The following is a 21,261-nucleotide window of genomic DNA, read 5'->3' on the forward strand; positions in this document are numbered from 1 at the left end:
GGTCAGGCCCCGGCCTCCAGCTTCGCGGCTACCAGCTGCTGGAGCTGCTCCAGGGTGGTTTCCTCGACCAGGAGTTCGTCTTCGCCGAGGGTGACGCCCAGTTCTTCGCGGATGATGTCGGCGAGTTCGACGGCGGCGACGGAGTCCAGCCCGGCGTCATCGAGGTTCTGGGTAGCGTCGATCTCCCCGGCTGGGATGTCGAAGTGGTTGTTCAGGATGGCTTTGAGCTTTTCGGTGATATCGGCGTTGGACACGCTTCGTCCCTTCGTCGTTGGCGAGGTTCGGGTGTGGCGGGCGGAGGCCCCTTCCGGGCGCAGGCTCTCCCCGCCGTGGCGGTGGGGAGGGGAAGATTCGGCGGCGCGGGGGCACCGCCCGCAGGTCACCGCCGACACGGGGCCGGTTCGGTGCAGGGCACCAGGTCATCCTCCGAGAGCCCGTCCCCGGTATCCCGATATGAATGATCTAGACGTTTTCCATCGAGGCACTTGCCGTCACGCTCAGCACGACGACGCGCTGCGGGGTCGGGCGGGAGCCCTCGGATCAGGGGGCGACCCGTGCCGGAATCCTGTCGATGGTCTCGTCGAGCGTGTCAGCGGCGCGGCGAACGTCGTTGCTCAACGGTCGGTCGGGGTCGATCGGGGCGATGGCCTTCGTGAGTTCGGCGAGCACCGCAGCACATACCGGGGCGGTCGGCTCGCGCCCACCGACGTGCACTGCTTGCCTCAAGGCCACCCCTAGCGACCCGTGCAGAAGACGCAGTGATTCGGCGTGTTCCAACGAGTTCAACGCCGCTTGCGTCCCGAACGGGATCACGTCCTGGTTGTGCCAGTTCGTCGGGAGCGACTGCATCGAAGCGGGGGTGGAGGTGCGCCGCATGTCCGCCGTGATGCTCGTCGCGGCAAGCTGAACACCTTGAATCCCGTGCTGTCGCCCTGGTTTAGACGCCAGCATCGGGTTCAACCCGGTGTTGCGGTTCGGGTCCATCAGGAGGTCGAGTTGGCGCTCCGCGAGGTTGGCGAGCTGCGTGGCGGCGATCGTGCACAGGTCGGATGCGAATGCGACGGGCTGCCCGAAGAAGTTTCCGCCGTGTGCGACGTGGTCGTCTTCGTCGAAGAACAGCGGGTTGTCCGACACCGACTGGAGGTCGGTGTCGATGATCTGCTGAGCGTGGGCAAGGGAATCCTCGCACGCGCCGACCAGGTGCGGTACGCAGCGCACGCTGTAGGGCTCTTGCAAGTTCCGCTTCCCGGATGGTTCGAGCGCGGCCAGCAGTGCGCGCATTTCACGCCCCACGATCTGCGGTCCCGCGTGGCCGTAGGCCTCCAGCAGGCGTGCATCAGTGAACGTGTCCGCCGCTCCGAGGATGTCGGCCAGCAGCCCGGACAGCATGACTGCGACCTTTCGGGACCTGCGCAGCGACGCCAACGCCAACCCCGCTGCCGCGACGGTCACTGACGTGCCGTTGACCATCCCCAGCCCGTCGCGTCCGTCGATGAGCTGCATGGGCTCCAGGCCCGCGCGCTGCAACGCCTCGTCGGCGGGCATTCGGTGACCGTCCACGTACGCTGCCGCGTGCGATCTGCCCTGCAACGCTGACGCGACCGCCGCCAACGGGATGAGATCCCCACTCGCCCCGAGCGAGCCGAACCGGGGAACCGCGGGGGTGAACGAGGTCCCCAACGCCCCGACGAGTGCGTCTACGCCCTGTGGGGATACGCCTGATCGGCCCTGACACAGCGAGTGGGCGCGCACGAGCATCGCCGCGCGCACGACTTCCAGCGGCAAGTCTGGTCCTTGACCGGCCGAGAGATGTGCTAGGCAGTTGTCCAACTGCTCCTCTGGGGCTTCCCGTCCGGAGAAGACGACCATCGGCCCGAACCCGGTTGTCGACCCGTAGACCGGTCGGTCGGTGTTGGCGAGAGCGGTGACGTAGTCCCGGCAGTTCTGCAACCGCGTCCGCGTCGGACCCGGCACCACGACCTTGACCGGCTCGGATGCGGCTTCCAGGTCGGCGAGGGTCAAAGACTGGGCACCCAGCGTCAGCACAACAACACTCCTGTCATTTCTTGAGGGCGATCGTGAGCCCGTAGGCGATGGGCAGCAGGACCGACGTCACCCGGTCGTCGGCCAGGACGTGGGCGTTGAACGCACGGATGGCAGCGCCGTTGCCGGTGGCGTTGGGGTCGGCCGCCTCGCCGTAGTAGAGGACGTTGTCGGAGAGGATGAGTCCGCCGGGCCGCACGCGGGGCACCACCAGTTCCCAGTAGTCCACGTACGACGGTTTGTCGGCGTCGAGGAACGCTATGTCGAACGTGTCGTCCAAGTCGCCCAGGGTGTCGACGGCGGGGCCGTGACGGAACTCGATTCGGTCAGCCACGTCGGCTTCGGTCCACGCGCGCTGCGCGATCGGAAGCCATTCGTCGGTGATGTCGCAGGTGACGACTTTCCCGCCGGAAGGGAGCCCGAGGGCGAATGCCAGGGCCGAGTAGCCGGTGAAGGTGCCGACCTCCACGACGTGCTTGGCTCCGGTGATCCGCGTGATCAGCGTGAACAACGCGCCCTGTTCACGTGGGATCTGCATCTCGGCGAGGTCGCCGAGTTCCGTGGTGCGGTTGATCAGCCATTGCTGCGCGTCCGACAGGGGCGGGGACTGTTCAGCCATGTAGGCGTTGACCTGCGGTGTGATCTCGGTCGTCTTGATGAGCTCATGCATGGGCACTCGTCCGTTCTGATTGTCTGGCTACCCACGCGCCGAACCCGGCCACTGTCGCCGCGCAGGACTGCTCCACTCTCATCACCGTGTCTTCTTGCTCGCGGGTGAATCCGATCCCGCGATACGTTTCCGAATCCAACCCGTGGGTGGCCAGGTCACGACCGATTCGCGTGACTCGGCGTACCGTTTGTGCCGCGAACGCGGCGGGACATGACGGTCCTCGTACGGTGAGGAACAGTTCGTCCAGCAAGTCCCGTTCGGTGTCGGTGGGTTCGGCTGCTTTTCCTGCGTCTTGCAGCAGGGACCCGCCTTGCGGAACCAGCCTCATGGCGAGGGCGCGGTGCACGAGGTGGTTGTCCCGCGCGGCTTTGCGCAGCGGCGCGACGGTGTGCGGCGCGTAGGTTTCGTTCACCTGGCGGGTCAGGGCCGGGATGCGTTCGTAGTCGCGCGCCCACGTTCCTGAGAACGCTGGGTGCTTGGCCTTCATGCGTGCTCTGGCGACCTCGGCGTACTGGGTCGGGGTGCACGACCCGGCGTAGGTGAACAGCGCCGAGTACACGTCGTAGAGCATCGACGCCTGCGCGATCGACCCTTCACCTTCGGTGAGCCGTTCCAACTCGTGGTCCAGGAGACGCCAGACGCAGAAGGCCGCGTGGTGTCCCACCACCCACCGGTACCAGCAGAGTTGCGCTGGGTCTTCGGGCGGTGGGAGTTCGACGGGGTCGCTGCACATCAGGGCTTCGCCGAGCACCGCGAGGTCGGGCCACGAGTCCTGGCCGCACAGGTCGGCTCCGAGACAGTCGGTGAACGGCTCGGCCGGGTACGGAAGGGTCAGCACCTCGATGCCGAGCTCGCCGGTCGACCCGGTTCGGACGCAGGTGCGGGTCATCGGTTCGTTCGCTCGGCGTAGCCCTCGGGCAGTTCACCGGGGGCGCAGTTGATGACGGTCTCGTCGTCGAGGCCGACGTCCTTCAGGAAAGTGATCTTGGCGAACTCGTCGACCACGTAGATCGGGTAGGTCGGCCCCCAGTCCCGGTAGCGTTGCATCGATTCCAGGTAGTTGTTCTGAAAGCACACCGTCTTTTCGGGGTAGGACATGACCCAGCGAGGGAAGAAGATCACTCCGTGGAGTACGTCGTCGGCGAGGTTGATGGCCTGGGACACGCTGGTACCGGTCGGTTCGGTCCACGAGCACTTGAACGTGTCGTCACCGACGCGCACGAGCTTGACCTCTTGGTCCTTGACCCACCGGCCACCGACCAGGCCGGAGTGGATGCGGTAGTCGATGGTGGTGTCGTTCTTGACATACATCTCGTATTGCCAGCCGTTGGCGTAGGTGTAGATCAGGTGCTTCCCAACGATCTGGTCCAGGTGCTGGGCGGGGGCGGGGTTCTCCACGGTCGTCACAGCTTCTTCTCTCCCTCGATCGAGGCTTCGACGATGGACACGGCTCCGGGGACGGGGATGACGTGTTTCATCCGGAGACCGGAGGACCGGAACAGGTCGTCGAACTCAGCGGCTTTGCGTTCACGGCCGGCCAGCAGGGTCTGCATGAACAGGTCCAGCGTTTTGCTGAGGTGGGGTTCGTTGCCCTCCGGGACGACGGCGTCGATCACGAACACGCGGGCACCAGGGTTGGCCGAAGCGACGCAGTTGCGCAGGATGCCCACGCACTCGTCGTCCTTCCAGTCATGCAGGACGTTTTTGAGGAGGTAGGCATCGGCCGCCGGAACTTCTTTGAAGAAGTCGCCGACGCAGGTGTTCCAACGCCCGGCAATGTCGGGGTGGTCCAGGACGTGCCCGGCCAGCACGTGTTCGCGGTCGAACAGCACGCCGTGCAGGTCGGGGTGCTTGCGCAGCGCAGCCAGCAGCAGCCCGCCGCGCCCTCCGGCTACATCGACCACAGTTCCGCCGCGCGGCAGTGGGCAGGAGGCGGCGATCGAATTGATGTCGAGTTCGGTGTAGGCGGACATGTTCCGGTCGAACTCGGCGCCGTAGCGGGGGTCGGTGACGGCGTGGTCGAAGAACGGTTCGCCGTAGACGCGCTCGAAGCTGGGGGTTCCGGAGGTGACCGCGTGGTGCAGTTCCCCCACCGCGCGCCAGTGCGGAGTTTGGGTGAACAGCAGAACCGCGTTCGCCAACGGGTGCGATTTCCGGAGTGGTTCGGCGCGGTGGGTCATGGCGAACACGCCCGGCCGGGTCTCGGTGAACACATCGCGGGTGGCCAGCAACCGGAGGACGCGGTAAAGGCCGTCGGGTTGAGCGCTTGTTCTCTGGGCCAGGTCGCGCACGGACATGGGGCCGTTCTCGAGCTGGTCGGCGATCTCCAGGAGAACCGCGGTACGCAACGCGGCCGGGTACACGCTGCTCATAGCATCTTCAAGCAGGGTTGCGACGGGGTCTGTCACGGACTGGTCCTCTCGCCAAGGGGGATCCACGCCGTCAGTCAGTGGGCGGTGCCATTAGTCCTCAAGATCACGAGTAGCCCTCATGTCGTCCCCTCCCGCTCGGTAACCAGGACTGTGTACGTGATGGCGGGTGGTCGGCGGCAGGGACGCTCCCACGATGTGGGTGCGTCCCTGCCGGGTTCGGGATCTTCGCCCATGCGGTCTTTCGTGACCTCGACCGGAGAAGGGGTTTCGATGACATCAACCGTAGGAACGGTCCGCGTCAGGGTGAGCGAGGCGTTCGCCGGCTTCATGGCGGAGCGAATCGAGCAGGACCGTTCGCTTTGAAATGGCCGGATTTCTGGTCTGATCAGCGAGTACGTGCTCAACCGCGGCAACCGTCTCCGGTCCGAGTTGTGCTGCTGGGGCGGCGCAGCGCAGGCGGGGAAGATACCGGCAAGATCGTCAAGGCGGCTGGGGCCGTGGAGTGGCATTGATACGCAGCACGCGCCCGGACGTGACGTGCGTGCTCGACCTGCTCCTCGGAGTAGTCGCGATAAGCGTTGGTCGACCGCGACGACTCGATGAGCCCGTGCTGCTCGTAGTAGCGGAGCATCCGAGCCGGGGCTCCTGCCTTCTGGGCGGCCTCGCCGATCTTCATCCCTCGCTCCTCCTCGTCGGCCGACGACTTGACCTTTCACGCTGATGTCAAGAAATGCCGTGGATGTTGATGTGATTCTGAGCTGTTGATCGCGCGGACTGCTCGACGGTTGAGCTGCCGTGCTGACGAAGATCTGGCCGGCCGCGTGGCGGGCGAAGGCATCGCCGCTTCACGTATCGCCGACCGGGTGGCGGCATGTGGGATGTGCCCGGCTCAGAGCGTGTTGAGGCGATCGTCCGCCGGCCTGCGGGGGCTTCGGCGCCACGAGGTGCCGCTGCTCTTCGGGCTCGATGCGCGGATTCCGATTGCGCGACACGGCGACCCTGTCAGCACGCTTGAGCTTTCCGGGCACATCGGAACCCACGCCGACATCATCCAGCTCGCCACCACCAGCGCCTGTTTCCTCGGGCTCGGTGAGACCACCGGTGAACTTCGGCTCGGGCTCGAGGCAGACGGCGTGGTGGACGGTGACCCGCTTCGCGACGTGCGGTCCTCGCGCCACCCGCGCCGTGTCCTGCGCGCAGGGCGCGAGCCCGATGAGGAACGGCTGGTGGTCAGTCGGTGTCGGTGGGCGGGTATTCGCGGAGGGCTTCTTCGGTGATGCCGAAGAAGCAGATCTGGCCGGGACCCAGCAACGTCGAGCGCTGAAGCTCAGCGGCGGCTTCGGCGTGGAGGCGGGCGGCCGCTGCTTCGGCGGAGAGGTTCCACGGGCGGAATTCCGGATCCACGGTGCCGGGGACGAGGAGTCCCCGGCGGACCAGGTCGACGGCGATCTCGAGGATGCGGTCGGCACGGCCGGTGGCGGTGAGGGGCCGACTCCGCGCCCGCCGGTGATCCGCTGGCGTAGGAGGGAACATTCCCGCGTGCGCGAGGAGCGAGTCGAGATCGACCGCGAACGCGTCTGCTGCGCCCCTGCGATGGCGGCACGAGATGCAGTGCGATGACTGGTGACAGTGCCGACCGCGGCCGAGGTGGACGCCTTCACGAACCCCGGACGCTGGGAGGCCAACGCTGATCTGTGTAGCTGCGGGATGCACGTGGGCTGGGCAGCACCCATGCTGGTGAAGCCACCGCATCACACCGAGCAGACCTAAGGGGGCGGCGATGTTGACGACGTTGCGGAACTACGGAGTGCGCTCAGACCACCTGTTCATCGCAGGCATGGTCTCGATCGGCCTGAGCGTGGCGAGCTGGGCATCGTCCCGGAAAGCCGAAGACGTCGCCCGTGCCGATCGATGGGGAATCTTCGTCGGCGAGTGGGCTCCGACGTTCTTCGCGCTCGGCGCAGCGCTCCGCATCGACGAAACCCACCGCTAGTCTGCGAACAGTGAACGGACCCGGCGCCCGCGCCTTGACGTCATGAGAATCATCAATCATGTCGGCTAGTGCATGGACAAGATCATCGATCGGGAATCCGTTTCCTGTGCTTGATCGGCCCATTGAGCAGGCCCCTTTCGTGGCGCCGCCTCAATGGCTGGTTCTCGGATTAAACCGCACGATGGCGTTTCGGGAACCTGGCCTGAGGGGTTTCCGTTGGCCTCCATGAAGGGTGGTTCCCGAATAGGGGTCCGCAAGAGGGTTGTTTCTGTGTGGGTGTTGCGCTGGGGTATTGATCCCGTTGCGAAGGGTCGGCTCCGGTACTCTTGCGGGATTTTCTCTTCTCTTGTTCGACTTGGAATTCTGGATTGGAGTATTCTAGTCCGTGTTGTCGGTGGAGTCTTGCGGTCGCTCCACAGAACCATTCCCGAGTGCGGGGCCGACGCCTCGATGGGCCCGGACCTGCTCATGGGCGGGGATGCTTCGGTGGGTAGCCAGGGCGGTCAGTCCTGGTCAGCGTCGGGCCTGCGTACGCGGGGATCGCCCATGCTGACGGCCGGACGGTGCTGATGTTGCGGGAAAGGAGGTTGATGATGCGGAGAAGCGCACACAGGAACCTCTGGTCAGGATGCTGGCGATGACTCGATGATCTCTGCGAGCAGCGGGCCGGTGCGCAGCAAAGCCAGCGTGCGTTCGGCAATGCTGCGTAGTCGCGCGTCGAGCGCGGTGAGTGAGTCGCTCACGTCGTCGAGGTCGCGGATTGCCGTAATCGCTTTGTGCACATCGGGGATGCGGTAGCCGCCGGCGCGCAAGGCTGCGGTGATGCGTGCTTCTCGGATCGCGGTGACGGAGTAGCGTCGCGATGTGCCTGATGGCGTGGCGACGCGGTCGGGTGCCACCAGGCCGACCTTCTCCCAGAAGCGGAGCGTCGACGCCCTGACTCCGATGGCTTGCGAGAGTTCGGTGATGCTCATCGAGTCGTCCTCGACGGGCACGGCGTCGGTGGCTGCCTCCTCGCTGATGGACTCCAGCGCATCCCGTGCTGAGAGAGCCTGCTCTCGCTCAGCGTGGAGCCGAGCATGAAACCCCAAGTTGCATCGGGGGTCAGCGGCGTGCTCAGGTCTGTTCTTCGAGGTCGCCTTCCAGTGTACCCAGCGAAGTAAAGGAGTCCGGGAGCTGTTGGTCGTGTGGGCTGATCGACGGTTGAGCTGCCGTGCCTGCGAGGACCTGGCCGACCGAATGGCGGCCGAAGGTGTCGCCGCTTCAGCGGCATTGCTGAGCGGGTGGCGGCACGTGTTGGGCATGCTCGGCCCGGTGCGCGCCGAGGCCATCGCCGACCGCCTGCGATGGCTTCGGCATCACGAGGTGTCACTGCCCTTCGGAAGCGACGCGAGGTTTCCGATTTCGCAACGCGGCAATGCCGTCAGCACGCGTGAGATCTACGAGCACATCGGGGTGTCCCACGCCGACATCTTCGAGCTCGCCACCACCAGCGCCCGTTTCCTCGGGTTCGGTGAGATCACCGGTGAACTTCGGCCCGGGCTCGATGCCGACGTCGTCGTGGTGGACGGTGACCCGATCCGCGACGTGCGGTCCTGTCCGCCCGCGGCGTGTCCTGGGAGCAGGGCCCACGCCCGAGGGGAACGGTTGATGGTCAGTCGGCGTCGGTGGGCGGGTATTCGCGGCGGGCCTTTTCGGTGATGTCGAACCAGCACACTTGGCCGGGACTGAGCATCGGGGATTCGCGCAAGGCCAGCTGCACATCCCGGCTGAGCGTCGCGACGGACTCCTCGGTAGTCAGGTTCCACGGGTGGAATCCGTTGTCCAGGGTTCCCGGAATGATCAGGCCGCGTCGGATGAGCTCTGCGGCGATCTCCGTCGCGAGCGGGTCGAGTTGTTCGCGGCTGATGTCGTGTTCGAGCTTGTACAGGTATGCGATCGTTGAGATGTCGAGGTAGTCCTCTTCACCTTCCTCAACGATGTCCCTGACTAGCGCGTCATCGAGTTCCATGATGGCTACTTCCAGGTTTCAGTGTGCAGCTTCAGCTTGTTTCCATCGGGATCACGGAGGTCGATGGTCATGTCGGGTGATGTCTTGGATTCTCCTCGTAATCCGATGCGGCTTCCATCGGGCATCTCGACCATGGTTCCTTTTCCCCCACCGTAACCGGGGTTCTCGATCACCCGACCGCCGCGTGAGAGCTCGTCGAAGATCTTTTGTATCGCTGCGTTGTCCGCCACCGCGACGGTCGGGATCTTCCTGCCCTTGCCCGGCGGCCCGATGTCGGCGCCTTTGTTGGCGACGTGGTCGGTGATGCCTTTGCCGTTGTGGGTGGCTTTGGCGAGGATGCGGTCGGCGCGGCCGGTGGCGGTGACGCCTTTGAGGAGGGTGCCGCCTTTTTTGATGGCGCCTGCTCCGCCGGCGAGGGTGAGGGCGGCGTCTGGCAGGACGTGTCCGGCCCAGCGGGCGGGGTTGGTGTGGAACTGGTCCCAGCTGACGAGTTGTTTCGCGAAGGCGGTGGGGTTCGTGGCCGCTGCGGCGAGGGTGGCGGGGATCTGGTCGAGGTTGCCGAGGATGTCACCTATGTCGGTGAACCAGTCGCCGATGCCGGAGCCGACGTCGCTGAGCAGTTCGCCTGCTTGTCCCCAGGCTCCGGGCTTCTGGGGTGCGCCGGCGGCGAGGTCGAGGACGGTGGTGCGGGTGCGGTCACCGGTGGCGGCGAGTTGTTCGCGGGCCCGGTCGAGGAGATCTTGTGCGGCGGCACGCTTCTCGGCACCGGGGTCGGTGAACGGGATGGGTGCGGCGGGTGTGCCGGTGGTGGCGGCGCGGTGTTGTTCGCGGCCGACGGCGTTGTCGTGATCGATGCGGGCCTGAGTGGTGGCGGCGTCGGCTTCGCCCCAGAGGGCGATGGCTTCGGCGGCTTGGCCTTGGGCCCATTCGAGGATTTCGACGTAGCCGGTGAGTGCGTCGGCGTGGTCGCGGAAGGCGTCGGCGGCGTTGAGCCAGTCGATGGGATGGCCGTCGAAGGCGTCGCGGAACGCTTCGGCGGCTTGGCCTTTCCAGTCGGTGGTGTCGAGGAGTTTCAGCGCGTCTCCGGCGCGGCCGAGTCCGGCCGCGTAGCGGTTGCACAACGCGATTTCGCCGCGCACGGTCTCCGGGTTGCCGGGGACGAGCGCGCGGGGATCGGTGGTGTCGCCGAGTTCGGGCACGGATCAGCGTCCTTGCTGGAACAGGTCGATGTTGATGTTCTCGGTTTCGGCGTAGGTCTGAGCGGAGTCGTGCAGGGATTCGCTCAGGCCGGTGGCGTCGCGCATGAGCTGGTGCAGGCCGTGGCTCCAGGCGTCGGCGAATTCGCGGACGGCGAGGGCGAGGGGGTCGTGGCCGTAGTCGCGGCCGCTTTCGGCGGCGAGGTCGGTGACCTCGGCGGCGCCGAGGGTGCTCATGTCGTCGATGACCTGGTCGATGCCGATGGAGGCGTCGATCAGCGCGGACAGGACGACTTCCACGTGCTCGCTCATGCTCTGCTCATTCCGAGTGCCGCGGCGGCCTGGTCGAGGAGGTGCGCCGGGAGGGGGAGGGCGTGCGGGGTGCCGGGGTCGAGCAGGAGCCCGACTCCGGCGGGGGCGTGTTCGAGGTAGTCCGCCCCGGGCATCCCGATCGCATCGCAGGCGCCGTGGGTTCCGGCCAGCCGTTCTCGGGTGCTGAACACCGACGCCCACCTGCCCCGGTCGCCGAGCTCGGCCACGTGCAGGGTCGGTGCTTCGGCGCTGGTGCGGGTGTAAAGGTAGGCGCGTCCCCACGCCTCGAACACCGCTCGTGCGCCTACCTCGCCACGACGCGCCAGCGCGGCGACCAGCACCAGTTCCGGCTCAGCCGACATCATGATCCTTTCCACTGCCGCCGGCCAGGCTACCGAGGCCGAGGGTTCCTCGGGCCGGTTCGTGGAAGAAATCCGGGAAGCGGGTGTGCCCCGCGCCGGTGACACGGCGGCGCGGGGCACATCAGCGATTGAGAAGCAGCGGGCCAACGGAAAGCTCACCGACGACATCGGCGTACTCGTCGCGTTCTCCGGCACGCTGACGTACGAGAGCGAGGAGATCCCGAGTCCAAGGAGAGCGGCGGACTTCCGGAAGGCGCGCTGCCAAAAGCATTCGCCTACACCCGCGCCGACGACCTCACGACCAAGACCGGCGGCGCGGATAAACCCGAGTACCGCATCCTGGTCGTCGCCGAGAAGTACCAGACCGGGTTCGACCAGCCACTGCTGACGACGATGTACGTCAACAAGAAGCTTGGCGGGATCTCGGCCGTGCAAACGTTGTCGCGGCTCAACCGGACCGCGGACCGCAAGACCCAGGCCGACCTGGCGGTGCTGGACTTCGTCAACGAGGCCGAGGAGATCCAGGAGTCGTTCCGACCCTACTTCGAGGACGCCACGACACTGCCGTCCGATCCGAACCTGCTCTACAACGCGCAGAGCAGGGTGATGTCCGCGCAGATCCTCGTTGACGCCGAGATGATCGCGTTCGCCGAGGCGTTCCTGGCGGCCGAACGGATCGCAGGTGGCAGCGAGGCGAAGTGGGCCACACTGCACGCCGAGCTGTATCGGCACATCGAGCCCGCGGTTCGCCGCTACGAGGACCTGCTCGCGGACGAGAACCTGGCCGAGCTCGCGGAACAGTTCCGCACCGGCCTTGGCGACTTCATCCGCAAGTACGGGTTCTTGTCGCAGATCGTGCCCTATCAGGACGCCGAGTTGGAGCGGCTGTATCTGTTCGGGCGGCATCTGCTCAACCGGTTGCCGCGCGGCAAGGACGGCGGAGTCGACATCGGCGAGGTCGATCTCAGCCACCTGCGTGTTGAGAAGACCGGGGAGCACGACCTCGGCCTCACGCCCGAGGGCACGGCCGAGCTCCCGGGTTTCGGTGACGGAACCGGCACGGGCAAGGATCAGGACAAGTCGCTGCTATCGGAGCTGATCGAGCGGTTCAACGACCGGCACGGCACCACGTTCACCGAGGAGGACGTGGCCCGGCCGTTCCAAGAGACCGTCGACGACGAGAAGGTGCGACTGGCGGCCGTCGCCAACGACGAGAAGAACTTCGGCGCAGTCTTCGACGACGTGTTCGAGGACAAGATGGCCGATCACATCGACACGATCGTCGGCCTCGGCGACCAGTACTTCGCCCCGGACAAGACGTTCAAGGAGTCCCTCAACCGCAGCGCCCGCTCGGCGGCGTGGCGACTGATCCGTAAACAGGAAGGCATCGACGACGTGGCGTGAGGCAGCCTCGGTCGTCTCGTCGAGTGCGGATTCAGGGGCGGACGTCGGGGGACGCAGCCTGCTCATTGCGCCGTGCAAGCGTCAGAGTGTAGGGCGGGTTGGGGCTACTTTCTTGGCCGTCGTTGAGTGGATAGCCGCACTCGGAGCCGTTGCGTCCGTGCCTGGGCGTGATCCGAGCGTGCTCGATGAATCACGTATCGTCACTCGTTGGAGCGGGACGTGATCTCTTGGGCTTCATGCAGGTCTGACGGGCCGGTGATGCATCGGTGCAGGAACACGACGTCCGTTCTTGCGTGAATCGGTGGACCGTTGGTCATCTGCGCAGGATCATGGATTGCCGAACGTGACTGTCGAGAACGGGAGGGCACGTGGCGGACACGGTCGGCGACCGCTACGAACTTCGGGTCAGCACCGAAGCGATCGGCGCGGGTGGCGCCGTCGAGGAACTCGCCAAGCGATTCCAGCGGGAAGCCCGCGTGACCGCACGGATCCGGCACCACGGCGTGCCGCAGGTCTACGACGCGGGCCTGGACAGCGGGGCGGCCGAGCTCTACCTGGTGATGGAGCTCGTGCCGGGGGTATCGCTGCGCACGTTCGTAGATCCGCACGAGCCACTGCCGGCGAGCTGGGCGGCGGCGTTCGGCGCGCAGCTCGCGACTGTGCTCTCACACGCGCACGCCGTGCCGGTCGTGCATCGCGATCTGAAGCCAACGAATGTGCTGGTCACCGCCGAGGGTGCTGTGAAGGTCCTCGACTTCGGTATTGCAGCCGTCCTCCGCCCCGACGTCACACGGTTCACCGCGACCGGGACACCCATGGGCACGAGCCTGTACATGTCGCCGGAACAGGTGAAGGGCGGCACAGTCAGCCCACGCAGCGACCTCTACACGCTCGGGTGCGTGCTCTACGAGCTGCTCTCGGGCTATCCAGTGTTCGGCGGCGACACCGACATCGACCGGTGGAACCGCCATCTCCACGCCGAGCCGGTTCCGCTGCGGGAACTGAGAACCGACGTCCCCGCTGATCTGGATCGGCTGGTGTTGGACCTGCTGGCGAAGGTTCCGGAGCGACGTCCTGGCGACGCCTACGAGGTCTACGAGCGGCTGTTGCCGTTCCTTCCCGCATTGGGCTCGACACCCAAGTCGACGGAGGAATCGCAGCGCGAGCTACCGGACCCGACGAGGTTATTCCGCCGGCCCAACGCGCCGCGCAGCCCATCGGACTCGGGCCCGGCCTTGGAACCGTCCTCTGTCGAGGAGTCGGCCGCGGCGGCGTCGCGTCTGCCGCATACCGCTCTGCGGGAGTCCATGGCGGACGCCGTGTCCCGAGCGGACGGGTTGTTGTATGAGGAACGCTACCTCCAGTCTGCCGATGTTCTCGATGCGGTGATCCGGCCGGCAGGCAATGAGCTCGGTGCGGAGAACCCGCAAGTGCTACAGCTTCGGCTGCGTCGGGCAGCGATCCTCGTGGTCGCAGGGGAATACCGCCGTGCCCAACCAGAGTTCGACGCGCTGGCCGACGCGTTCTCGCGGACCAAGGGGCCGCGGAGCGACGACGCGGTGGAGTGCCTGCGCCAATCGGCGTATTGCCGCGCCGAGCTGGGGCAGGTCGAGGAAGCAATTCACCGGTTCCGGGACGTCTTGGACCGAATCAGTGGTGAACACGGCGACGGAACCGACACCGCACTTGAGGTACGCCGCAACATCGGCGAGCTCCAGGCTGCGCGCAACGACTTGTCGGAGGCCGAGAGCACCCTCGCGCCGCTTCTCGACGACCTGGTAGTCCTGCGCGGCAAGGACGACGAGGGCATGCGCTACGTGGCAGCGCTGCTGAAACGGATCCGATCGGCTCGATCCCGATAGGACATTGGGCGCTCTGTTCCGCTCGAGCACAGAGCAGGATGAATGACGAGGAGGTACGCTTTATGGGGTTTCAGACCCCGCAGCACAGTCTCAGCAAGTACGTCGAGTGGAGTCGAACCGGGAAGATCCAGCTGCCCGACTTTCAGCGCGGCTACAAGTGGGACGACGAGCGGATCCGGCAGTTGCTGGTGACGATCCTGCGTGGACATCCGATGGGCGTCGTGATGCTGCTGGACACTGACAACGATCAGGTCCGGTTCAAACCGAGGCCTGTCGACGGCGCGGAAGCGGAGCCGGGGGAGCCCGACTACTTGCTGCTCGACGGGCAGCAGCGGTTGACTTCGCTGACGCAGGCTCTGGGCGGATCCGGCGTGGCGCAGACGAAGGACAGCCGAGGAAAGCGTCTTGACCGGCGTTACTTCGTCCATATGGAGACAGCGTTGTGCGGCGACGACTGGATCGACGAGGCGGTGATCTCTGTTCCGGCCGACGGAATGATCAAGACGAACTTCGACCGGGACGTCGAACTTGATTTGTCCACCGAAGAGAAGCAACGACAAGCGGGTTATTTTCCGTTGTCACTGCTGTTGGATGGATCGCAGTGGTTGTTTCAGGTTCCGGACCACGGTCTGGCAGCGAAGTTCAACCAGCAGGTCGTCGGCGAGGTCGGCAAGTACTCGATCCCTGCGATCCAGCTGGACCGAGACACCAGCAAGGCCGCGGTTGCGACGGTTTTCGAGAAAGTCAACATCGGGGGATTGCCGCTTAACGTCTTCGAGCTGCTGACGGCCACCTTCGCCGGAGACAAGGATTACTACGCCGAGCACGGCACGGATTTCCGCCTCAACGACGACTGGTGGGACACGCAGACGAAGTTCGAGCAGTATCCGGCGCTCAAAGGGCTGGAGAACACGGATTTCCTGCAGGCAGTGACGCTGCTGGCAACCCGCAAACGCAACCTTGAGCATGACGGGCCGCGGCCATCGGCGATGTCAGCGAAGCGTGAGGACGTGCTCAAGCTGACGCTGGCGGACTACCTGGAGTGGGTCGGCCCACTGCGGGAGGCATTCGTGTGGGCGGCGGGTTTCCTGGCTGACCGCTACATCTTCGACCAGAAGTTCGTGCCGTATCCCAAGCAACTCGTGCCCCTGGCCGCGATCAAGGTCGTCATGGGACATGACGCCGATCTGTACGCGCCGAAGGAGCGACTGGTGCAGTGGTTCTGGTGCGGAATCCTCGGCGAGCTTTACGGCGGAACGATCGAGACGCGGTTCGTGCGCGACGTCGAGCAGGTGCCAAACTGGGCTTTGGGAACGATCGAGGACGTGCCACGCACGATCGCGGACGCGACGTTCGTCGAGTCCCGACTGCACTCGCTACGTACACGAAACGCTGCAGCGTACAAGGGAATCTACGCGTTGTTGCTCGCCGAGGGCGCGCGGGACTGGATGGAGGATAAGGAGTTCGGGAAGGTCCAGTACATGGATCTGGACGTGGACATCCACCACATCTTCCCCCAGAAGTGGTGCAATGAGCGTGGTATCGACGACGAGCACCGGGAGTCGATCATCAACAAGACCGCGTTGAGCGCGCGGACCAACCGGATGATCGGTGGCAAGGCGCCCTCGAAATACCTCGCGCAGATCGAGACGAAAGCGCAGATCGACCCGTCTCGACTGGACGGGATCCTCGACGGCCACCTGGTCCCGGCCGATGCGCTGCGTTCCGACGACCACGAAGCGTTCTTCGCGCAGCGACGTGAGGCACTGTGCGTGCTGGTGGAGAAAGCGATGGGCAAGGTCGTGCCACGCGACCTGAAGAGCGGGCAGGCGGACGAAGTGTCGGATCGCTTCGAGCTCGACGAGATGGAGACGACCGAAGAGGCATGAGGATCGCCCGCCGCAGGCGATACGGGTGGTGGAGCCACTCGCCTCATGCATGGACCGCTTTCGCTCGGCCAAATGAGTGGCTACGCGAGGGATGACGTCACAGTTTCCTGCTCGCCTTATCTCGTCCCGCATGGTCGGTTTGGAAGTTGTGCATCATGGCGGCGACGGGGGATGGGGAACGACGAGACCTACTCGGAGGCCGGGCCGTGCACGTCCGCCAGCGGATAGCACGGCCCACTCCAGACCGTGATCTCGGTGTGCTGCGGTTCGCGTTCTATGGTCGAAATTCAACGCGTCGTCATCGGCATGGTGCGACTTCTTCTGCCTGGCAATGTGATGCCGCCGAGCGCATCATCGCCGGCCAAGGCAGCGATGTGGCGTAGTACTTCGATGCCGGATGCTCCCGGCGACTTGCGTAGCGGCTGCGTCCGAGGGCGGCTGCGCTGTTGGACGCTGTGGATGGAGTCGATCAAAGTTTTGAGGCGGTCGTGATCGGTGAGTATGCGCGGGCGTTCGCTGATGACCAGCTCGCTTGGTTGTTTCCGCTGTGCCGGCTGGACTCTTGCTGTAGGGCCGGTCAAGGTGGCTAAACGTCGTTTCGACGCAGCCTTCGGCGAGTCACTGCGAAAAGAGTGCCTGGTCAGAGTCAGGGCGGGGTTCTTGAGTCGCAGCGCATGGTGGCTGCTTTACCTGAGGTAAAGGGGTCGGCGAGCGGCGTGCGCGGCTTCGGGGTACTCAGCAAGATCAAAAAAAGAGGGCCTCCGCAGTGTCTGACCTGCGAAGACCCTCTAGACCGTCGGGACGGCGGGATTCGAACCCACGACCCCTTGACCCCCAGTTGCATCGGGGGTCAGCGGCGTGCTCAGGTCTGTTCTTCGAGGTCGCCTTCCAGTGTACCCAGCGAAGTAAAGGAGTCCGCTTCGCTGCGAGTGCTCGTCGCGTGTCGGTCCAGAATAGTCGGTCGTCGACCGTCTACATGTTCGCTTGCGTGGAGGGGGTTGTGTCACTGGCGAAAGTCGGTTGAGCGCCTGCTTTAGGTGTTGACGTGATTCTGCAGGTGCCGTTCGGGGGCAGGGCTACAGAGGGATGGTCAGCTCGAGGGAAGCGGGGGTGATCACGTGGCTGATGGTCCGATGGGTTGCAATGGTTGGACGAGAGTCACCGGAGCGAGGGACAACTGCAGGGCCACGGTGCCGAGGGCGGCGGCGAAGCCAGTGGCGAGAACAAGAGCAGTGCGGTCGAGGGGATCGCGCGCGGGCACCAGCGAACCATAACGCGTAGGCGGCGAGGCCGTTGATCAGCGCCAGCCAGGTGAACCCGGCGGCTGAGGGCTGCCCATGTGCTCCGAGACGCCATCGATCGCCCACGTCGGGATCGCGAGGACGAGCCCGCCGGCGCTGAGCTGCCAACCGGCGAACGCGGCGGTCCGACGCCGTCCGGTCGCGCCCGGAGCTTGGTCAGGGCGGTTCCGAATACCCACCATTGCGGCCGCGCCGGCGTGGCCTACGCCGATCCTGGTGGCGTCGACGCGGCCGCGGGCGCCAGCGCGAAGCGGACGACGCCGAGCACTCCGACGAGGCCCCAGCCGATCCGCCACCCGGACAGCCGTTCGTCGAGCAAAGCCGACGACGGCGCGGCGACGAGCAGCGGCTGCGTTGCGGTGAGGGCCGCTGCGATGCCCCGGGAAGGCGCTCGGCCGCGCTGAACAGGAGCGGGAAGTACACGCCGATGTTCGGCGTGCCGACGACGAACGTCTTCCATCGCCAGGAAGAGCGCGGCAGCCAGCGGGTCAGCGCCACCGCGAGCAGGGCGGCGGAAGTACTCGGGCGAGCGCGGCGAGGAACGAGTGGTCGGGTGGCGGCAGTTCCGTGGTCGCGAGGTGCGTCGTTCCCCGCGCCGCCGACACGGCGCCCGACCTGGTCGTCGCTCTGGCACGAGCCTCGGTGGGGGTGTAACGGAAGTGATGTCGACCCCGAGTGAGCCATCAGATACTCAGGGTTTACGATCACTAGGAGTGAAGTTAGCTGATTTGGTACCCAGCAGCCTTATAAGGAGCAGTCTTGACCATTTCGCCTGAGTTCGCCGTTCATGTCCTGTGTGCGGCGCTTCTCGTAATCCTTGGCTACTGGTTGCGTTGGTGGCGCTACCGCTGAACCGCCGCGTTGGCGGTACAGGCAGGAAGGGCGCAGCCGCGTCCTTCCTGCGTTCCTCCACGTGCGTGGAGAGCAAAATTCCAAAGAGTGCCCTTCCGGGTCCCTGCAGCCGGGCCACTCCCACATCGGTGAGACCTCATGAGCCTATCCGAGGTCGAGTCAAGCCTCGGTCGTACCCACCGGACGGTGAACCCGAAGGTCACGAAACGGCGGGTGTAGGCGTGCCCGGGGGTATCCATGTCCGCCATCGTGCGCAGCGAGGTCTCCTTGGCTGGCGAGGGGATCGGCGCCGGATAACTCGGTCTGGTCTGGTCAGGTTCGAGGGGATCCGCGGGGCCGAGAGCAGGGCGCGGGTCTTGGCGAAGTCGATGACCTGCCAAGGGTGACAGTACTGGTTGGGTGGCCTGGGGGAGCGGGCGCTGGTCTGGCCGTTGGTGGGGACGGCGTGCCGGCTAAGGGTGTGGGGCGGTTTTTGATCTCAGCTCGACGAGTGCGTCGGCGACGGCGATGAGTTGCTGGGTGTCGGCGCTGGTTGAGGTAGAGGTGGGCGGAGCGATGATGCTGGGTGTGCGGAGTGGTGTTCCGGGGTCGGTGCTGCGGTGGAGTGCGGCGTCGATGAGCCGCGCGTGTTCCGTGGGGGTGTGTGCGGTGTCTGCGGGTTCGGGGAGGTAGGGGCTGAGGCAGACGAGGCCGTCGCGGATTTCGATGATTCGGCGGTAGGTGCGTAGGCGCATGGCGCGGAGGTGGAGGCGTTCGCGCTGGGGTGTGGTCGTGGGGAACAGGGCGATGGTGGGGAAGCGGTCGACGAGGGATTCCCAGGGGGGGCGGAGTCGGCGGTAGGTTCGGCGGGCTTCGAACCAGAGGTGGATCTTGATCAGGGCGGTGCGTGCGCCGGGGTAGCCGATGCCGAGGAAGAACGTGGTGATGCCGACGGCGAGGACCGGCGTGGTCCAGGTGGCGGTGCCGGGGATGGGGTCGACGCCGAGGAAGAGTCGGCTGCTGGTGGAGATCGCGCGGGGCAGGTGGACTCCGGCGAGGTTGATGAGCAGGCCGGTGGCGGCGATGTGCAGGCTCAGCCGGGCGCGGGACCGGGTGTGGTCGGCGGTGGCGCGGGCGAGTTGGGCGCCGCGGGCGCAGGCGTAGGCGAGGTAGAGGTTCCCGGCTAGGTAGAAGGTGAGCATGTCGGGTGCGGTGGCGTGCTCGTAGCTGGTGCGGGCGGCGGGCTCGGCAGCGGCGAAGGTGGCGATCAGCACCGCGGAGGTGAGCAGTGCGAGGCAGATTTCCTGGTAGCCGCGGCGTGCTGCTCGGTGCGGTGCGACGCTGCCGTGCAGGACGACGATCAGCAGTGCGAAGAACACGGTGAGCAGCGTGTTCTGCGCCAGCTTCGGGAATCCGACGGGGAGCGCGCCGGCGAAGGCGGGTAGCGCCGCCGCGAGTTGCGCGGACAGGGCGGTGGCGACGAGCAGGGTGCAGATGGTGACTGCTCGCAGGCCGGTGTCGCGGGGTGCTCGGGCGAGTTGGGAGAGTTTCCAGAGCGCGGCGAGCATCGCGGCGGCCCACATGAGCAGGTTGGGTAGCAGCATCACAGCCAGCCCTGGTGGTCGTCGAAGGCGCTGCCGATCCGGGTGGAAGCGGGGCTGGTGCGGTCGGGCGCGGCTTCGAGTCGATGCAGCAGCTCGGCCCACTCCTTGACGACGGTGGCGACCATTTCGGCTTCGTATTCGGCGGCTGGGGCGTAGCCGTCGCGGCGAAGAGCACGTCGCACGACGTCGGGCGGGATGTCCGGGAACAACTGGGTCCAGACGTCGTCATCGTCTTCGTTGGAGGCGTGGCCGCTGATGAGGTGGCCAATTTCGTGCAGGATGATGTGCTCTTGGTGGGCCGGGGTGGTGTCGCGCTGGTAGAGGATCCAGTCGGTTTCCGCGGTGGCGATCCACAACCCGAACGCACCGGGCGCGGGAAGCGGCCAGGGCACCAGCCGGATCGGCCGCCTGCGGCGGTCTCCGAGCGCGTTGCAGAGCTGCGCGATGTCCAAGGGCGGGTGCAGATCGAGTTCGCGGAGCAGGCGGCGGACGGTGCGGCGGAGTTCGAGCTCGCTGCGCCAAGCCCGTAGGCCGCGCTCGCGGTTCATGGCCTGGCCTCGGTGAACAGTTCCAGCAGTGCCGTGGCGATGCCTGCGGGGTGACTGATGAGTCCATTGTGGCCACCCGGTAGGGAGGCCAGCGGGCGGTCCAGCAGCTCGGCGAGGCGTTCGGCGCAGCGGTGTTCCCACTTGCCCTGCGATCGCGCACCACCGGTGGCGACGATGCGCGTCCGGACGGCGGAGATCTCGTCGGGCGACAGTTGTACGGTGCGTACGGCGGGGAAGTCGTGGTCGAAGAAGCGCCGCAGGTTGGCCTGGACGTCGCCGACGGGTTTCGGTGACCGAGCGCCGGTTTCGGTTTCGTCGTCCCGTTCTCCGCCGAGTGCGGCGAAGCGGCGGATCGCCGTGATGACATCACCGGTGGCTGCGATCTCGGCGACGGCATCGAGACCGGCCTCCTGCTCGGGGTCATGAACGAGGGAGGGCATCGGGGGTTCGTGGGCGACCAGCAGCTCGACGAGATCGGGTCGGGCGGTGGTGAGGTGGAGGCCGATTACCGCCCCGATGCTCGGGCCGACGACGAGCGCGGGCTCAGTGGCCACCGCGTCGAGCAGTGCGGCGGCGTCGGCGGCGTGCAGGCCCACCGTGACGGGTGGCTCGGGGCTCGTGGTCTCGCTGCGGGACAGACCGCGGCGGTCGTAGGTGATCACCCGGTGCCCGGCGGCGCTCAGGTGCTCGGCGAGCTGGGTGGCGGCGCCGGCTTCGCTGAGGCCGCCCTGGATCAGCAGCAGCGGAGGCCCGTCACCGCGGGCCTCGTAGTACAGCTTCCCGCCGTCGACTTCGACGAACCCGTCTTCCTGCGACACCGGTGCCCCGCTTTCCGGTCGGATCCCGTTTCGCTGCTTACCGTC

21 protein-coding genes are annotated in these 21,261 nt (G+C 66.1%); 6 read left to right on the top strand and 15 right to left on the bottom strand.

Features of this window, described 5'->3' with window-relative positions; translation table 11 throughout:
- Window positions 1–2 precede the first annotated feature (2 nt).
- The 7 genes from ACL03H_RS01410 to ACL03H_RS01440 form a co-directional block, all read right to left on the bottom strand.
- Window positions 3–254 (bottom strand): acyl carrier protein, encoded by a 252-nt coding sequence (locus tag ACL03H_RS01410; RefSeq protein ID WP_412809173.1) that lies wholly within the window; start codon window positions 252–254, stop codon window positions 3–5.
- Between the two features lie 286 nt (window positions 255–540).
- A complete protein-coding gene (locus ACL03H_RS01415) occupies window positions 541–2,046 on the bottom strand; it encodes an HAL/PAL/TAL family ammonia-lyase (RefSeq protein WP_412809174.1) in 1,506 nt (501 codons plus the stop codon).
- 13 nt (window positions 2,047–2,059) lie between these two features.
- Window positions 2,060–2,713 (bottom strand): O-methyltransferase, encoded by a 654-nt coding sequence (locus tag ACL03H_RS01420; protein ID WP_412809175.1) that lies wholly within the window; start codon window positions 2,711–2,713, stop codon window positions 2,060–2,062.
- Window positions 2,706–3,602: a hypothetical protein gene (locus ACL03H_RS01425; protein WP_412809176.1), complete on the bottom strand. Its 897-nt coding sequence runs from the start codon at window positions 3,600–3,602 to the stop codon at window positions 2,706–2,708. The genes ACL03H_RS01420 and ACL03H_RS01425 overlap by 8 nt, the downstream gene beginning before the upstream one ends.
- Window positions 3,599–4,120 carry a phenolic acid decarboxylase gene (locus ACL03H_RS01430; protein WP_412809177.1) on the bottom strand — a complete coding sequence of 174 codons (522 nt, stop codon included), beginning with the start codon at window positions 4,118–4,120 and terminating at the stop codon, window positions 3,599–3,601. The genes ACL03H_RS01425 and ACL03H_RS01430 overlap by 4 nt, the downstream gene beginning before the upstream one ends.
- On the bottom strand, window positions 4,117–5,121 hold the full coding sequence (locus tag ACL03H_RS01435; protein WP_412809178.1) for a methyltransferase: 1,005 nt from the start codon (window positions 5,119–5,121) through the stop codon (window positions 4,117–4,119). Before ACL03H_RS01435 ends, ACL03H_RS01430 begins: the two co-directional genes overlap by 4 nt.
- Before the next feature lie 364 nt (window positions 5,122–5,485).
- Window positions 5,486–5,761, bottom strand: a complete 276-nt coding sequence (locus ACL03H_RS01440) for a MerR family transcriptional regulator (RefSeq protein ID WP_412809179.1) — start codon at window positions 5,759–5,761, stop codon at window positions 5,486–5,488.
- A gap of 85 nt (window positions 5,762–5,846) precedes the next feature.
- Between ACL03H_RS01440 and ACL03H_RS01445 the strand changes: the two genes are divergently transcribed.
- A complete protein-coding gene (locus tag ACL03H_RS01445; RefSeq protein ID WP_412809180.1) occupies window positions 5,847–6,362 on the top strand; it encodes a hypothetical protein in 516 nt (171 codons plus the stop codon).
- A gap of 503 nt (window positions 6,363–6,865) precedes the next feature.
- Window positions 6,866–7,078 carry a hypothetical protein gene (locus tag ACL03H_RS01450; RefSeq protein WP_412809181.1) on the top strand — a complete coding sequence of 71 codons (213 nt, stop codon included), beginning with the start codon at window positions 6,866–6,868 and terminating at the stop codon, window positions 7,076–7,078.
- A gap of 623 nt (window positions 7,079–7,701) precedes the next feature.
- On the opposite strand, the gene ACL03H_RS01455 is transcribed toward ACL03H_RS01450, so the two are convergent.
- Window positions 7,702–8,052 carry a MerR family transcriptional regulator gene (locus ACL03H_RS01455; protein ID WP_412809182.1) on the bottom strand — a complete coding sequence of 117 codons (351 nt, stop codon included), beginning with the start codon at window positions 8,050–8,052 and terminating at the stop codon, window positions 7,702–7,704.
- A gap of 211 nt (window positions 8,053–8,263) precedes the next feature.
- Here ACL03H_RS01455 and ACL03H_RS01460 point away from each other — a divergent pair, with 211 nt between their 5' ends.
- Window positions 8,264–8,779, top strand: a complete 516-nt coding sequence (locus tag ACL03H_RS01460) for an amidohydrolase family protein (RefSeq protein ID WP_412809343.1) — start codon at window positions 8,264–8,266, stop codon at window positions 8,777–8,779.
- On the opposite strand, the gene ACL03H_RS01465 is transcribed toward ACL03H_RS01460, so the two are convergent.
- From ACL03H_RS01465 to ACL03H_RS01480, 4 genes are read right to left on the bottom strand one after another with little or no spacing between them, the layout of a single operon-like run.
- Window positions 8,733–9,089 carry a hypothetical protein gene (locus ACL03H_RS01465; protein WP_412809183.1) on the bottom strand — a complete coding sequence of 119 codons (357 nt, stop codon included), beginning with the start codon at window positions 9,087–9,089 and terminating at the stop codon, window positions 8,733–8,735. The genes ACL03H_RS01460 and ACL03H_RS01465 overlap by 47 nt on opposite strands.
- 5 nt (window positions 9,090–9,094) lie before the next feature.
- Window positions 9,095–10,288 (bottom strand): putative T7SS-secreted protein, encoded by a 1,194-nt coding sequence (locus ACL03H_RS01470; protein ID WP_412809184.1) that lies wholly within the window; start codon window positions 10,286–10,288, stop codon window positions 9,095–9,097.
- 3 nt (window positions 10,289–10,291) lie between these two features.
- Window positions 10,292–10,597 (bottom strand): type VII secretion target, encoded by a 306-nt coding sequence (locus tag ACL03H_RS01475; RefSeq protein ID WP_412809185.1) that lies wholly within the window; start codon window positions 10,595–10,597, stop codon window positions 10,292–10,294.
- On the bottom strand, window positions 10,594–10,962 hold the full coding sequence (locus ACL03H_RS01480) for an SseB family protein (protein ID WP_412809186.1): 369 nt from the start codon (window positions 10,960–10,962) through the stop codon (window positions 10,594–10,596). Before ACL03H_RS01480 ends, ACL03H_RS01475 begins: the two co-directional genes overlap by 4 nt.
- 336 nt (window positions 10,963–11,298) lie before the next feature.
- On the opposite strand from ACL03H_RS01480, the gene ACL03H_RS01485 reads away from it, so the two are divergent.
- From ACL03H_RS01485 to ACL03H_RS01495, 3 genes are all read left to right on the top strand, one after another.
- On the top strand, window positions 11,299–12,363 hold the full coding sequence (locus ACL03H_RS01485) for a type I restriction enzyme subunit R domain-containing protein (protein WP_412809344.1): 1,065 nt from the start codon (window positions 11,299–11,301) through the stop codon (window positions 12,361–12,363).
- Between the two features lie 368 nt (window positions 12,364–12,731).
- The gene (locus ACL03H_RS01490) at window positions 12,732–14,225 is read left to right on the top strand and encodes a serine/threonine protein kinase (protein ID WP_412809187.1); all 1,494 of its coding nucleotides are present in this window, start codon (window positions 12,732–12,734) and stop codon (window positions 14,223–14,225) included.
- A 38-nt stretch (window positions 14,226–14,263) separates the two neighbouring features.
- Entirely contained in the window at window positions 14,264–16,114 is a 1,851-nt protein-coding gene (locus ACL03H_RS01495; protein WP_412809188.1) for a GmrSD restriction endonuclease domain-containing protein, read from the top strand.
- 2,605 nt (window positions 16,115–18,719) lie between these two features.
- On the opposite strand, the gene ACL03H_RS01500 is transcribed toward ACL03H_RS01495, so the two are convergent.
- The 3 genes from ACL03H_RS01500 to ACL03H_RS01510 are packed head-to-tail and all read right to left on the bottom strand — an operon-like array spanning window position 18,720 to window position 21,216.
- The gene (locus ACL03H_RS01500; protein WP_412809189.1) at window positions 18,720–19,850 is read right to left on the bottom strand and encodes an MAB_1171c family putative transporter; all 1,131 of its coding nucleotides are present in this window, start codon (window positions 19,848–19,850) and stop codon (window positions 18,720–18,722) included.
- A complete protein-coding gene (locus ACL03H_RS01505) occupies window positions 19,850–20,398 on the bottom strand; it encodes a hypothetical protein (RefSeq protein WP_412809190.1) in 549 nt (182 codons plus the stop codon). The genes ACL03H_RS01500 and ACL03H_RS01505 overlap by 1 nt, the downstream gene beginning before the upstream one ends.
- A complete protein-coding gene (locus ACL03H_RS01510; RefSeq protein ID WP_412809191.1) occupies window positions 20,395–21,216 on the bottom strand; it encodes an alpha/beta fold hydrolase in 822 nt (273 codons plus the stop codon). The genes ACL03H_RS01505 and ACL03H_RS01510 overlap by 4 nt, the downstream gene beginning before the upstream one ends.
- Window positions 21,217–21,261: the final 45 nt, after the last annotated feature.

This window comes from Saccharopolyspora antibiotica, from assembly GCF_047200635.1.
Classification (GTDB): domain Bacteria; phylum Actinomycetota; class Actinomycetes; order Mycobacteriales; family Pseudonocardiaceae; genus Saccharopolyspora_C.

What these genes read in the sequence shown, in the direction of transcription:
- ACL03H_RS01455 (WP_412809182.1), bottom strand. Translation starts at nt 8,052, where the DNA reads ATGAGCATCACCGAACTCTCGCAAGCCATCGGAGTCAGGGCGTCGACG.
- ACL03H_RS01465 (WP_412809183.1), bottom strand. Translation starts at nt 9,089, where the DNA reads ATGGAACTCGATGACGCGCTAGTCAGGGACATCGTTGAGGAAGGTGAA.
- ACL03H_RS01505 (WP_412809190.1), bottom strand. Translation starts at nt 20,398, where the DNA reads ATGAACCGCGAGCGCGGCCTACGGGCTTGGCGCAGCGAGCTCGAACTC.
- ACL03H_RS01440 (WP_412809179.1), bottom strand. Translation starts at nt 5,761, where the DNA reads ATGAAGATCGGCGAGGCCGCCCAGAAGGCAGGAGCCCCGGCTCGGATG.
- ACL03H_RS01475 (WP_412809185.1), bottom strand. Translation starts at nt 10,597, where the DNA reads ATGAGCGAGCACGTGGAAGTCGTCCTGTCCGCGCTGATCGACGCCTCC.
- ACL03H_RS01500 (WP_412809189.1), bottom strand. Translation starts at nt 19,850, where the DNA reads ATGCTGCTACCCAACCTGCTCATGTGGGCCGCCGCGATGCTCGCCGCG.
- ACL03H_RS01420 (WP_412809175.1), bottom strand. Translation starts at nt 2,713, where the DNA reads ATGCATGAGCTCATCAAGACGACCGAGATCACACCGCAGGTCAACGCC.
- ACL03H_RS01480 (WP_412809186.1), bottom strand. Translation starts at nt 10,962, where the DNA reads ATGATGTCGGCTGAGCCGGAACTGGTGCTGGTCGCCGCGCTGGCGCGT.
- ACL03H_RS01425 (WP_412809176.1), bottom strand. Translation starts at nt 3,602, where the DNA reads ATGACCCGCACCTGCGTCCGAACCGGGTCGACCGGCGAGCTCGGCATC.
- ACL03H_RS01450 (WP_412809181.1), top strand. Translation starts at nt 6,866, where the DNA reads ATGTTGACGACGTTGCGGAACTACGGAGTGCGCTCAGACCACCTGTTC.
- ACL03H_RS01495 (WP_412809188.1), top strand. Translation starts at nt 14,264, where the DNA reads ATGAATGACGAGGAGGTACGCTTTATGGGGTTTCAGACCCCGCAGCAC.